This window comes from Ornithinibacillus californiensis, from assembly GCF_001038485.1.
Classification (GTDB): Bacteria; Bacillota; Bacilli; order Bacillales; family Amphibacillaceae; genus Ornithinibacillus; species Ornithinibacillus californiensis.
Genome location: NZ_LDUE01000005.1, coordinates 94,776 through 108,169, shown reverse-complemented (window position 1 = coordinate 108,169; position 13,394 = coordinate 94,776). Strand labels below are relative to the sequence as shown.

At 37.2% G+C, this 13,394-nt stretch carries 10 protein-coding genes; 1 reads left to right on the top strand and 9 read right to left on the bottom strand.

Annotated features, from left to right (window positions below; translation table 11 throughout):
• Positions 1 to 25: 25 nt before the first annotated feature.
• The 6 genes from TE34_RS00595 to TE34_RS00575 all read right to left on the bottom strand — a co-directional run bounded on the left by TE34_RS00595 (position 26) and on the right by TE34_RS00575 (position 5,949).
• Entirely contained in the window at positions 26 to 1,234 is a 1,209-nt protein-coding gene (locus TE34_RS00595; RefSeq protein ID WP_047982871.1) for a quaternary amine ABC transporter ATP-binding protein, read from the bottom strand.
• On the bottom strand, positions 1,234 to 2,085 hold the full coding sequence (locus TE34_RS00590) for an ABC transporter permease (protein ID WP_047982870.1): 852 nt from the start codon (positions 2,083 to 2,085) through the stop codon (positions 1,234 to 1,236). The genes TE34_RS00595 and TE34_RS00590 overlap by 1 nt, the downstream gene beginning before the upstream one ends.
• Before the next feature lie 89 nt (positions 2,086 to 2,174).
• Complete coding sequence (locus tag TE34_RS00585) at positions 2,175 to 3,167, bottom strand: ABC transporter substrate-binding protein (protein WP_047982919.1); 993 nt, start codon at positions 3,165 to 3,167, stop codon at positions 2,175 to 2,177.
• 570 nt (positions 3,168 to 3,737) lie between these two features.
• Entirely contained in the window at positions 3,738 to 4,445 is a 708-nt protein-coding gene (locus TE34_RS00580; protein WP_330218298.1) for a DUF3231 family protein, read from the bottom strand.
• A gap of 29 nt (positions 4,446 to 4,474) precedes the next feature.
• A complete protein-coding gene (locus tag TE34_RS21670; protein ID WP_330218297.1) occupies positions 4,475 to 4,684 on the bottom strand; it encodes a DUF3231 family protein in 210 nt (69 codons plus the stop codon).
• Positions 4,685 to 4,875: 191 nt separating this feature from the next.
• A complete protein-coding gene (locus TE34_RS00575; protein ID WP_047982869.1) occupies positions 4,876 to 5,949 on the bottom strand; it encodes an undecaprenyldiphospho-muramoylpentapeptide beta-N-acetylglucosaminyltransferase in 1,074 nt (357 codons plus the stop codon).
• Positions 5,950 to 6,064: 115 nt separating this feature from the next.
• Here TE34_RS00575 and TE34_RS00570 point away from each other — a divergent pair, with 115 nt between their 5' ends.
• On the top strand, positions 6,065 to 7,435 hold the full coding sequence (locus tag TE34_RS00570; RefSeq protein ID WP_047982868.1) for an MATE family efflux transporter: 1,371 nt from the start codon (positions 6,065 to 6,067) through the stop codon (positions 7,433 to 7,435).
• Positions 7,436 to 7,459: 24 nt separating this feature from the next.
• Here the strand turns inward: TE34_RS00570 and TE34_RS00565 are convergent, their stop codons facing one another.
• From TE34_RS00565 to TE34_RS00550, 3 genes are all read right to left on the bottom strand, one after another.
• Positions 7,460 to 8,647, bottom strand: a complete 1,188-nt coding sequence (locus TE34_RS00565) for a NupC/NupG family nucleoside CNT transporter (protein WP_047982867.1) — start codon at positions 8,645 to 8,647, stop codon at positions 7,460 to 7,462.
• A gap of 481 nt (positions 8,648 to 9,128) precedes the next feature.
• Positions 9,129 to 10,385, bottom strand: a complete 1,257-nt coding sequence (gene odhB / locus TE34_RS00555; protein ID WP_047982865.1) for a 2-oxoglutarate dehydrogenase complex dihydrolipoyllysine-residue succinyltransferase — start codon at positions 10,383 to 10,385, stop codon at positions 9,129 to 9,131.
• Positions 10,382 to 13,237: a 2-oxoglutarate dehydrogenase E1 component gene (locus TE34_RS00550; RefSeq protein WP_047982864.1), complete on the bottom strand. Its 2,856-nt coding sequence runs from the start codon at positions 13,235 to 13,237 to the stop codon at positions 10,382 to 10,384. The genes odhB and TE34_RS00550 overlap by 4 nt, the downstream gene beginning before the upstream one ends.
• Between the last annotated feature and the right edge of the window lie 157 nt (positions 13,238 to 13,394).

Here is a 13,394-nt window from a genome sequence, read left to right as displayed (position 1 = left end):
TCTTTATATGTTAGTTGACTATGAATCAACTATAATACTGTTCACTTTCCACAATATCTTCAGAAACTAATCCAGATAATACATGAACACGTAAAATAAATCCTACCAATTTCCCTTCTTCATTCTCAACTGCTAATGGATATTTTGATTCTAATGCTTTTGGTATAAGTTCATGTATATATTCATCTCGTTGAACTACTGCATAATCACTTCGTAAAATATCGGTTAACTTCTTTTTATCTTTCTTTGCTTGAATGGCATCATCTATAGTTACTATTCCTTGCACATGACGCCCACGGTCCACTACGTAAACACTTGATATCCCATTGTCTTCCATTTCCTTGATAGCAACATTCAGCCCATCCTTTAAGGATACTAATGCATTAGGCTTTATCATTACATGGTCCGCTTGGAATACTTTTGAACGGTCAATATCCTTGATAAATTCAGAGATATACTCATTGGCTGGTTCTTCAATAATTTCCTCAGGAGTACCAACCTGTACCACATGTCCATCCTTCATGACAGCTACCCGATCACCTAATTTAAACGCCTCGTTGACATCGTGAGTGATGAAAATAATCGTCTTTTGCAGTCGCTCTTGAATATCTAATAACTCCAGTTGCATTTCGCGACGAATTAGAGGGTCCAAAGCACTGAATGGTTCATCCATCAACAGAATATCAGGATCATTAGCAAGTGCTCGAGCTAATCCTACACGCTGCTGCATACCACCCGATAACTCATCGGGATATTTTTCCTCATACCCCTTTAAACCAACAATTTCAATGTTTTTCATGGCAATCGCACGACGTTCTTCTTTTGAAACACCACGGATTTCCAGTCCATATTCAACATTGGCCAGAATGGTACGGTGACTAAATAGACCAAAGTGCTGGAACACCATAGCAATTTTTTCTTGTCTAATCTTTTTTAGTTCTTGCTTATTTGATTTTGTAATATCAATACCATCAATAACAATTGACCCATCTGTCGGTTTGTTTAATAGATTAAAGCAACGAATTAACGTAGACTTTCCACTACCAGATAAGCCCATGATTACGAATACTTCACCCTTTTTTATGTCAAAAGATGCATCATAAACACCTACAGTATGGCCAGTTTCCGCAAGAATTTCTTCTTTATTCTTTCCATCTTTAACTAAAGGAATCACTGACTTAGGCTTTGATCCAAAGATTTTGGATACACGATCAATCTTAATCTTAGTTTCCATTAATTAATCCCCCTTTGGAACTTGGCTGCTATACCATTTGTTATGCGATCAATGATAATAGCTAAAAATACAATACTGATTCCTGCTTCAAATCCTAATGCGATATCAATTCTGTTAATAGATACAAGTACTTGTTCTCCGAGTCCTTTGGCACCAACCATAGAGGCAATAACCACCATTGCTAGGGCCATCATCGTTGTTTGGTTTACCCCTGCCATGATTGTAGGCATCGCTTGTGGCAACTGTACTTTTCGGAGCATTTGACCACGTGATGATCCAAAGGATTGTGCAGATTCGATAACTTCTTTATCCACACCACGGATAGCGAGTTCTGTTAAACGAATGACCGGTGGTAGTGCATAGATTAATGTAGCGAAGATGGCTGATACATTACCAAGGCCAAAAAAGAATATAGCTGGAATCAAGTAAACAAAACTCGGCATCGTTTGCATCGCATCTAATAACGGGCGCATCACATTCGAGAATCCTTTATTAAAGGCCATCCAAATTCCAACTGGTATACCAATAATTAAACAAATAATAACCGCAGCTAATATGATCGCAATGGTTGTCATCATATCTTCCCATAAACCAAAACTACCAATTAGAAAAACAAAAAAGCCATAAAGAATACCAGCGAAGATAGACTTAAAATACCAGCCTAGTAAAAAAATAAGAAGAATGAAGCTCCACCATGGCAATGTAACTAGTACATCATCAATAAAATTAATTGTTCTAGATGAAATGAAAAAGATAAATTCAAATAAACCTTCTAATGTTGTATCTAAGAAATCAACAAATTGTTTTACATAATCTCCTAAGTTCGTACGTATTTCTGGAAAACTTCCCATTAAGTAGACTGCAAATTGCAGCCCTTCACCTCACTTTAAGAATAATTTAAGTTAGAAAAGCAGCTAACCAACCGGCCAGCTGCTCCTGCTTACTGTAGAGCTTCTTTAACCTTTTCCGCTACATCCTCTGATACCCAGCTAGTCCAAATATCCTCATGCTGTTTCATCCACCAGATTGCAGCTTCGTCAGGCTCTGCACTATTTTCATCCATGTAAACTAGCGCTTCCCCAGTTAGCTCACTGCTTGTTTCATAGTTACTTAAGAAATCATAAACCTCTGGTGCTTGTTCTTTGAAGTCTTTGTGAACGGCAACTACAACATCATTCGGAGGGAATTCTGTTGTTTTAGATTCGTTCCAAGTTGCTTCATCATATGGTGCTTCTTCCAATAAGGTTAGGTTATATTTAGCAGTTACTAATGTTGGTGACCAATAATATCCAACCCAAGGTTCACCAGCTTCATAAGCATCCACTAAATCAGCTACTGCTGCTGCATCGGAACCAGGCATAAAGTTATTCATTGTCTCTCCTAAACCATATGCTTCAAATTTTTCATTAATAGTTTCTGCAACTGCCCATCCACTTGGTGCATTAATAATACGTCCACGACCTGGATCTTCTGGATCAGCGAAAACCTCTGGATACTTCTTCAAGTCTTCAACTGTCTTCAGATCTGGTGCAACTGGCTCAATACCTCGTTCCTCGTCTCCTTCAATGACATATGTAGGGACGAATAGTCCTTGTACATTGTCATTGAAGTTTACAGATACCGCTTCAAAGTCACCAGCTTTTGTTGCTTCTTCGTAGACTTCTTTGATATTATCCGTCCATACTTCCATATAAACATTAATATCACCTTGGCGTAACCCTTGTACCGTTGCTGCAGTTGAACCTGCAGTTACTTCGGTATCATAACCATAGCCTTCCTCCATAATAAGTTGTGCAATACTATTATGAACACGGATACTATCCCAGCCAGCATCTGCTAATACAATCGTATCAAGCTTGCCACTTGAACTAGAACCGCAGGCAGATAAGATAAAAAATAAACTTGTTAACATAATTAACCCTAACTTTTTCATCATATAAATACTCCTTTTTCTTGCTTTTTCTTGAATCCATGAGTAAACCCATTACAAATACCCCAATATTAGCAATAATCCAAAAACTATAAAGACATGTATACTTCTTTTATAAACTCATCAAATAATGAAAACGGTAATGAATATAAGATAACTTTACGAATTTTTATAAGAAGAGAGCGAACGAATATGTGGAGGTAAAAGAAAAGATTTCCATGAATACAACACAATTAATATTACAGAAACATTTCGAATCTATCAAACTGCATAATTCTGAAAATAATAGAATTAACTAAGATTTCCCATAGTAAGAGATAGCCTAGCTCGTTCTAGTGGCATAATTGCCCCTTATTCTCTAGATAACTCTTGTATTCTAAGATTTTACTATTAAACTCAACATCTATTTATTTTATTCATAGATTAACTTATGTCGAAACACCTCCTACATTTTTACAAGACTATCTATAATGATTAATACCCGCTCAAACCATGTGATAAACAAATTTCTATGGGTAAAATAAAAAGCATGTAGAATCTATATTGATTCTCCTGCTTTTCACAAAATAAGGCTTATGCTTTATCTTTTTCCCTTGCTAATTTATCTCGTGATTTGGTCCCAGGTGGTTGTTCTAGCCTCTTGTGTTTAATCATAATGTCTGCTCCACTCTTCGAATAGGTTGCGACTTCTAGGGAGAGACGCTCATAATTAAGCATTAAATCACTTCGCTGACTTGCTGCAGCAGCAACCGCATAGTTACCCATCCCTGCTTGCATTAATAAGGACACTTGAAACATCATCATCTTATCTGAGAACGTCCAAGTAGTGGAATCACTTACAGCCACATCTGGAACTTCAGGAGCTTCCATATCTTCTTTCATTAATGTATCAACTAGAATTTTAATATGTTTCTTAGCTATTTCTTTCCCTCTCAACATAAACTCCTGTACTTCTTTATTTGGAGAAGTTTGGGCAAAGGAAATACATACTTTCATTCCTAATGCATTGGTCATGATATTCATATATAGATAGGAGATTTCTATAGCATTTAATGGTCGTTTCTCATTAAATGGATTTAAACCACTTAAATAATTTTTGTCATCAATATAATCTGTTTCTGTTGGTACCGTAATATAAGGATGTCTTGCATTTATCCCTTTTTCAAGTTGAAGATCTAATGTCCGATTATATAGCTCTGTAGTATTTTTTAGAGCCTGAGTATAATAATCTCTTACATCTTGTCTAGTGCACATAGCAAGTAATCCACTATATGATACCATGCCAACTCTAGCCATGTGATTTACATAAGTTAAACAGAAAGTATCTGTGTATAGCCAAGAGCTTCCATATTTACATCTTCTTCCCCAAAAGCGTTGGGAATTGCAAAATTCTCCTCTTTAAACAGCTTCGTCAAATAAGTAATATGTTGTTTAGATAGTTCATGAGCATATTGAACTATAGGTATAATTTCGCTATCGTTTAAATCCTTTAGCATATAACGGAGAACCAATCTTGACATTTTATAATTCATGTAATTAGTCTAAAGTGAAGCAATTTCTCCTGATGTTAAATTAATATTACCCTTCACGATTTGCCTCCTAAAAAGACTATTAGATAGGCTGTATTATCGCCTATCAACTCATAATTATAAGAGTTTATTTCTTAGATAAAAAAATTCTTGCTCCTCCATGGAAACAAGAATTTTTTAATCTATTTTTTTGCGGAACTTTTGATAATCTCAATAACCCGATCACGAGACTTTTCACTCTGGTAAGTTTTCATCTTATCTAGCATAATCGGTGCTTGTTGTACTAATTTTTTTAGTTCTTTAATTAATGTTTCTTCCGATAAGTTTTCTTCTTCCAACACCCTAGCATAGCTTTTCTCACGGAAAGAATTCGCATTTATAATTTGATCTCCTCTACTCGCTTCCCTGGATAGGGGAATAAGTAACATTGGAATATGCAGAGCTAAAAATTCAAAGATTGCATTCGACCCCGCCCGCGATAAAACAAAGTCAGTAGCAGCAAAAATATCCTTTAACTCTTCATTTACATACTCAAATTGAATATATCCTGCCTTGTCAATTGAATCATCGACTTTTCCATTTCCACAAATATGAGCAATTTGAAAATGGTTTAACAGCTCATTCAGACTTTCCCGGACCGTCTCATTTATCTTTTGAGAGCCACCGCTTCCTCCCATAATTAATAACACTGGCTTACTACGGTTGAAACCACATAATTCTAAGCCCCTTTCCTTGTTACCTTGAAAGAGTTCTTCACGAATAACAGCACCTACATATTCGGATTTTTCCTCAGGTATGTATTCCATGGTCTCTGGAAATGTCGCAAGAACTTTTTTTGAAAATGGAATTGCTAATTTATTAGCAAGACCTGGCGTATAATCAGATTCGTGAATGACTGCAGACACACCACGCATTTTGGATGCAAGTACAACCGGCACAGACACAAAGCCACCCTTCGAGAATATAACAGAAGGCTTGCGTTTACCAATAATTCTCCATGCTTGCAACGTACCTTTTATCACCTTAAAAGGATCCTTCAGATTCTCAATGGACATATATCGTCGTAATTTCCCAGTTGAGATTGGATAGTAGTTAACATGATCTAATTGTTCTATTAAGTTTCGTTCAATACCGTTTTTCGAGCCAATATAATCAATTTCCCATCCCTCACGTTGGAATACAGGAATTAATGCTAAATTGACAATAACATGCCCCGCAGAGCCACCGCCTGTGAATAGAATTCGTTTGTTTTTCATAATCTCTAGAAGTCCCCTCTTTCCAATTACACCACATCATCGTATAATAGCTCTTATGGTGTAAAACCATTACCTCTCTATCCTATTAAAAATCAACAGAAAAAGGAAGCATAATATGTATCAGACAGACACATTGAAACAAAAGATAAAATTATTCTTTATTATATTCTTTCCCATTCTCGTAACTCAAGTAAGTCTAAACTTAATGACATTCTTTGACACAGTAATGTCTGGTCGCGCGGGTGCGGAAGACTTAGCCGGTGTTGCCATCGGCTCAAGCCTCTGGATCCCAGTGTTCACTGGAATTAATGGGATTCTACTTGCCATTACTCCTATTGTCGCCCATTTGTTGGGAGCAAAAGAGAATGAGTCTATTAGTAAAAAAATACAACAAGCAATATATTTATCGGTTGGATTAGCCCTAGTTGTAATTCTTCTCGGGGCATTACTCTTAAACCCCATTCTTAATATGATGCAGCTAGAATCTAACGTAGAACACATTGCCAAATACTATCTTATTACTTTATCCACTGGCATTATTCCATTATTTATTTTTAACACAATTCGTAGTTTTATCGATGCGTTAGGTCAAACTCGTGCCTCGATGGTAATCATCCTAATTTCCCTACCAATTAATATCTTTTTAAATTATATCTTTATCTTTGGAAAACTAGGTTTACCTGCCATGGGTGGAATTGGTGCGGGTATTGCAACAGCATTAACTTACTGGATTACATGCATTATTGCCACTATAATCCTTGTTAAAATACATCCATTTCGGACTTATCATGTGCTATCCAATTGGAGTAAACCAGTAATTAAGGATTGGTTGGAACAGCTCAAGATTGGCGTTCCTATTGGATTTGCAATTTTTTTTGAAACGAGTATTTTCTCAGCAGTAACTTTATTAATGAGTGAATATAATACCAATACAATTGCAGCTCACCAAGCTGCCATGAATTTCGCATCACTATTATATATGATTCCATTAAGTGTCGGCATTGCTTTAACGATAACTGTAGGTTTTGAAGTTGGAGCAAAACGTATGCATGATGCGAAAATCTACGGGCTAATTGGGATTAGTGGTGGAATCTTTATCGCAATGTTTAATGGCGTTATTCTTTATATCTTCCGTGACGGGGTTGCAGGTTTATATAATTCGGATCCAGATTTAATTGCTCTAACGGTTCAGTTCATTGGCTTTGCAATTGTCTTCCAGGTCGCTGATGCATTTGCTGCTCCAATTCAAGGAGCCCTACGAGGATATAAAGATGTGAATATGACATTAGTTATCGCACTTGTCTCCTATTGGGTCATTGGGTTACCAACTGGATGGTTACTTGCCAACTTTACCTCACTTGAGCCATTTGGATATTGGGTAGGGATTATTGTCGGATTAAGTGCTGGTGCAATAGCTTTATTAGGCAGATTATTATTTATTCAAAAACGATACCGTGAAAAATTACAAAACTCATCCGCAAGTTAATTGCAGATGAGTTTTTCTTTGACCTTATATGAATAACCCTGCAATGGTAGCAGATAGTATCGAAGCTAATGTTGCTCCAAGTAGAAGTTTAAGACCAAACCTAGATACTTCTCCACCCTTCTCGCGATCAATTCCTTGAACCGTTCCCGCGATAATACCAATGGAAGAAAAATTAGCAAAGGAAGTTAAAAACACGGTCACAATACCAATTGTCTTCTCAGATACTCGATCCAACATATCTTGAAATTCTAGCATAGCAACAAACTCATTCGTTACAATTTTTGTTCCCATAATCCCACCAGCTTCAACTACTTCACTAGCAGGAATACCCATTAGAATACCAATAGGTGAAAGGACGTAACCAAGTATTTGCTGTAAAGTTACACCTGCAAAAACTGCTTGAATAATCCAGTTTACTAACTCTAGAGCGGCAATGAAGGCAACCAGCATTGTTGCAACAATTAATGCAATTTTTCCACCTTCAAGCGCTCCATTTCCCATCGCTTCAAAAATGCTCTTGTCATTCGTAACATTAGCAATATCCACCTTATCCTCAGCCTTTGGAACATTCACTGGAGCAATAATGGAAGCAATAATTAGTGCACTAAACATATTTAATGGTAAGGCAACCAACACAAATTCCGGTGGTAGCATTTGCATATAGGCACCCACAATTGATGCAGATACAGAACCCATTGCAGATGCACTAACAATATATAATCTGTTAGCAGTTAAATGATGAAACTGTGAACGAATTGCAATTAGAGCCTCCGATTGACCAAAGAAAATACTATTAACTGCATTAAATGATTCTACTCTCGGTAATCCCGTAATTTTAGAAATAAGACCACCGATATATTTAATAATGATCGGTAGTATTTTTAAATAAGTAAGTACAGATAAAATAGTAGCGAAGAAGATGATAAGTAATAATACGTCAAAGAAAAAGATGCCACCTTCATTTTCCACTACTCCCCCAAGTATAAAATCAACCCCAACAGTACCAAATTCAATTAATTTATTAAACACTGCTGAAATTCCATTAATAATGGTTTGACCGATTGTTGTGGAAAACATAAACCATGTAATAAGGAGTTGAGCCAAAATCATGATGCCAATTCCTCTATAATTAACTAACTTCCGGTTATTTGATAATAAATAAGCAAGTCCTAAAACAATTATGATTGCTAGTATTCCAAGAATAATATCCATATGTTGTGTCCTCCTAGTTGTCATTCATTACTCTTTTAGTAATACCCAATTTTTATTCGGATAACAGAGATTAAAGTGATAATATGAAATTTGTACCAAATTGTTGATTGCCTTCTTCATCATTGCTCTTATCATTAGATAAAGTGATGGGGAGTCTTTGTCATCATCAATTTGAGCTATATATTTATAAAAATAGTTATGAGAGCCTCTATCATCATCATTTTGTGCTATTTCCTTGTAAAAATAATTATGAGAGCCCATGTCATCATCATTTTGTGTTATATTCTTATAAAGATAATTATGAGAGCCTTTGTCATCATCAAATTCGGCTGTATTTCTTCAAATTTAGTTATGAGAGACCTGTTCATCATCATTTCGAGATGCAATATCCCGAAAATGATGATGAGATATATCCAGCTCCCAAAAAAATAAAAATCCCTACTATAACTCCCGTTATAGTAGGGATGAAAACTGTTAATTATTATCCTTCTAGTAATAAATCATATGGATCTTCCAGAAGTTGCTTAACACGTACTAGGAACTGAACTGCATCTTTACCATCAATAATTCTGTGATCATAAGAAAGTGCTAGGTACATCATTGGACGTACTTCGATAGAATCGTCTGGCATGACCATTGCACGTTTAATGATGTTATGCATTCCTAGAATACCAACTTGTGGTGCGTTTAAGATTGGTGTAGAAAGCATAGAACCGAATGTTCCACCGTTAGTAATGGTGAAAGTTCCACCTTGTAAGTCTTGTAAACCTAGCTCTTTATTACGAGCTTTTTTACCAAGGTTAGCAATTTCACTTTCAACACCAGCGAAGTCTAAACGATCCGCGTCACGTACAACTGGAACGACCAATCCTTCTTCTGTAGATACAGCAATACCGATGTCATAGTACTTCTTAACAAGTAAATCTGTACCAGAAATCTCAGCATTTAGTAGTGGGAAGTCTTTTAACGCACCAACTACTGCTTTCGTGAAGAATGACATGAAACCAAGTTTTACGCCATGTTTCTCTAAGAATTTATCTTTTCGTTCACTACGAAGTTTCATCACATTTGTCAGGTCTACTTCGTTGAAAGTTGTAAGCATCGCTGCCGTTTGTTGTGCTTCAACTAGTCGTTTTGCAATTGTTTGACGACGACGAGACATTTTTACAACTTCAACAGGTTTGCTTGAATTTGTTGTTTCAGCTTTCGGTGCTTCCTTCTTAGCAGTTGCAGATTTTTCTGCTTGCTTTGGAGCACTTGCAGCAGCATCTACATCTTCAGGACGAACACGGCCTAATGGATCACGTGTTGCTACTGTACTTAAATCAATATTTAACTCACGTGCGCGTTTTCTAGCAGCTGGTGAAGCAATTACATCACGGTTTGAAGCAGATTCTTCTGGTGTTTTTGGAGATGCTTCTGCTTTTGGTGCTTCAGCTGGTACTTCTTCTTTTGCAGCTGGGGCTGGCGCCTCTTCATTAGCAGGCTCTGCTACAGCTCCACCTTCTGCACTAACTTTTGCAATTACGTCACCTACAACAACATCATCGCCTTCTTCACGTACGATTTCTGTAATAACACCAGAAACTTCAGAGTTAACCTCAACGTTAACTTTATCTGTTTCTAGTTCAACAACCGGGTCACCTTTTTCAACGTTATCCCCTACTTTAACTAACCATTCTGCGATAGTTCCTTCTGTAATGGATTCTGCAAGTTCTGGTACTTTAATTTCACTCATTTGGAATCTCCTCCTAATGTCGGGTTAATTGCTTGTTGTACAATATTCTCTTGTTCTGTTTTATGCACATTTGGATCACCCACAGCTGGTGCTGAACGCTTAGGACGCCCAATATAACGCAAGCTTTGCCCTGGCTTCAATAACTCTCTTAGGTAATCATCAACAAAATCCCATGCTCCCATATTCTTAGGCTCTTCCTGAACCCAAACAATTTCCTCCAGATTTGGAAGTTCTTTTATTACACGTTCCAATTCTTTCGTTGGGAATGGATAAATTTGTTCTAAACGAACTGCGCGTAGCCAATCATACTTCTCATCAGAGTTAACGATAGTTTCTTCGATATCCACCATAACTTTTCCAGAACCAATAAGTAAGCGTTTTGCATTCTTCTTGCTAACCTTTAGGTTCGGTTGATTACGTAGTGGCTCGAATTTACCTTCTGTGAAATCTTTCGCCTCAGAAGCAATTCGTTGATTACGGAGCAAGCTACTCTTCGGTGTCATTAACACTAAAGGACGTGCTTCTTCTTTATCACGTAAAGCCGCCTGTCTACGGATTAAATGGAAGAACTGTGCTGATGAAGTTACATAAGCAACAATCCAGTTATTCTCCGCAGCCATTTGCAAGAATCTCTCTAATCTTGCACTAGAGTGTTCTGGTCCTTGACCTTCATAACCATGTGGTAACAACATTACCATATTGGACTTATCTCCCCATTTTGCACGGGCAGCTGAGATAAACTGATCAAAGATTGTTTGTGCAACGTTAGCAAAGTCTCCAAACTGCGCTTCCCAAAGAACTAATGTATTAGGAGCTTGAACACTATATCCATATTCAAATCCTAATACCGCAACCTCAGAAAGTGGGCTGTTACGAATATCAAATGAAGCATTGGCACCTAACCCGTGGAAGATGCTGTACTTTTCATTAGTAACTGCATCGTTTAAAACTGCATGACGATGAGCAAAAGTACCGCGCTCAGAGTCCTGACCAGTTAGACGAATTGGAATACCGTCTTTTAAGATGGATGCATAAGCAAGTGCTTCCCCTGCACCCCAATCAACTGCATTGCCTTCGTCAAGTGCTTCTTTACGGCGTTTAAAAATTCTTGCTAGCTTTCTATTCTCCGTAAAGCCGTCTGGTCGTTTGAATAAATCATCGTTAAGCGCTACTAATTCATCCATGGACACAGCAGTTTCATATTTTTCCAAATCAGTATTTAAAGCATCTGGCATATTCTTACATTCTACTGAAGCAATTTCCGTTTCTTTCATGCCATCATAAATCGCTTTCAAACTTTGTTCTACGTTGTTAACCATTTGGTCGAATTCTTCTTTTGTTATAACTCCTTTACCCACTAATTCATTAGCAAAAACATTAGCAGGAGTTGGATGATTGTCGATAAGGCCATATAGCTTAGGCTGTGTAACCCTTGGCTCATCCATCTCATTATGGCCATAACGTCGATAACCAACTAAGTCTATTAAAATATCCTTATTAAACTTCTGACGGTAGTCATAAGCAAGTTTAATTGCAGAAACAGAAGCAACAGGATCATCCGCATTTACATGAATAACAGGAATCTCAAATCCTTTTGCTAAATCACTAGCATATCGAGTAGATCGTCCATCTTGCTGATCTGTTGTATATCCTAGTAGATTGTTTGCAATAATATGCAGCGTTCCACCAGTTCGATATCCTGGTAAGTTCGCTAGGTTAAGTGTTTCAGCAACAACACCTTCACCAATAAATGCAGCATCACCATGGATTAATACTGGAATCGCTTTTGATACATCTTGTTTCGGATAGCCGCTTTCTGTACGGTCATCCTGAGCTGCACGAGTAAACCCTTCCACAACTGGATTTACAAATTCTAGATGTGATGGATTGTGAGCTAACGTAATTTTAATCTTCGTTTCTTCGCCATCTTTCACATCTCTTACAGCTCCGAAATGGTATTTAACATCTCCGGTCCAACCATAGTTAATTCCTCTTGAACCTTCAGAAGGCATTAACTCCTTATTCGGTGAATGGTGGAATTCAGAGAAGATTTTATCAATCGGTTTACCTAATACATGAGCTAACACACTTAATCTACCACGGTGTGCCATACCCATCATAATGTTTTCCACTTTATCTTCTGATGCATATTTCACGATGTGATCAAGCATCGGAACCATTGCCTCTAGTCCCTCAATAGAGAAACGCTTTTGACCAACAAATGTCTTTTGTAAAAACCCTTCAAACCCCTCTACATTTGCTAAGCGATCTAACAATTGCTTTTTCTCATCGTCAGTTAAATCTAGGCGCGCTTTACCAGATTCAATATAATCGGATAGCCAAGCTCGCTCATCATCACTATCAACATGATCATATTCAAATGTAATCGTACCTGTATAAAATTTTCTTAAGTTCTGTACGACATCAAGCGCAGTATCAACACCAACAGGTGCTTTTTCCCATACCCAATTAGCCGGAATTTCTTTTAAGTCAGCTTCCGTCAAACCATAAGTTTTCGGGTCAAGTAGTTCAGATGTTCTTTCATCAAAAATACTTACTGGGTATATATCTGCCTCCAAATGTCCGAAACGACGAATAGCCTCAACTAATTTATATGTTGAGGTAATTTTCTTGACATCGTTTATGGAAGTGCTTGTAGAACTTTGTTGAATACTGCCAGTTGAGGCATTCAACCAATTCGGAGCTCCATACTGATCAAATAGTTGTCTTAAAGATTGATCAATAGCTTGAGGGTCCTCTTTGTATAGCTCATACTGTTCTTCCACATACCCCATGTTAGGACCATGAAACTCTCCCCAGAATCTTTGTGAAGATTCGTCATTTTGTGCCACGTCTTATACCCCCATTAGAAGTTAACATTTCTCCGTATGAAAACGGTTTTTATTCGCAAGTCTATTATAGAACTGACTTGATTCTTCATCAACTAATATACCTTATTTTCAAAAGGGAAACAATATATCTTATGCGCATAATCCCAGAATTGTATCG

What these genes read in the sequence shown, in the direction of transcription:
- TE34_RS00595 (WP_047982871.1), bottom strand. Translation starts at nt 1,234, where the DNA reads ATGGAAACTAAGATTAAGATTGATCGTGTATCCAAAATCTTTGGATCA.
- TE34_RS00590 (WP_047982870.1), bottom strand. Translation starts at nt 2,085, where the DNA reads ATGGGAAGTTTTCCAGAAATACGTACGAACTTAGGAGATTATGTAAAA.
- TE34_RS00585 (WP_047982919.1), bottom strand. Translation starts at nt 3,167, where the DNA reads ATGAAAAAGTTAGGGTTAATTATGTTAACAAGTTTATTTTTTATCTTA.
- TE34_RS00580 (WP_330218298.1), bottom strand. Translation starts at nt 4,445, where the DNA reads ATGGTATCATATAGTGGATTACTTGCTATGTGCACTAGACAAGATGTA.
- TE34_RS21670 (WP_330218297.1), bottom strand. Translation starts at nt 4,684, where the DNA reads ATGTCAAGATTGGTTCTCCGTTATATGCTAAAGGATTTAAACGATAGC.
- TE34_RS00575 (WP_047982869.1), bottom strand. Translation starts at nt 5,949, where the DNA reads ATGAAAAACAAACGAATTCTATTCACAGGCGGTGGCTCTGCGGGGCAT.
- TE34_RS00570 (WP_047982868.1), top strand. Translation starts at nt 6,065, where the DNA reads ATGTATCAGACAGACACATTGAAACAAAAGATAAAATTATTCTTTATT.
- TE34_RS00565 (WP_047982867.1), bottom strand. Translation starts at nt 8,647, where the DNA reads ATGGATATTATTCTTGGAATACTAGCAATCATAATTGTTTTAGGACTT.
- odhB (WP_047982865.1), bottom strand. Translation starts at nt 10,385, where the DNA reads ATGAGTGAAATTAAAGTACCAGAACTTGCAGAATCCATTACAGAAGGA.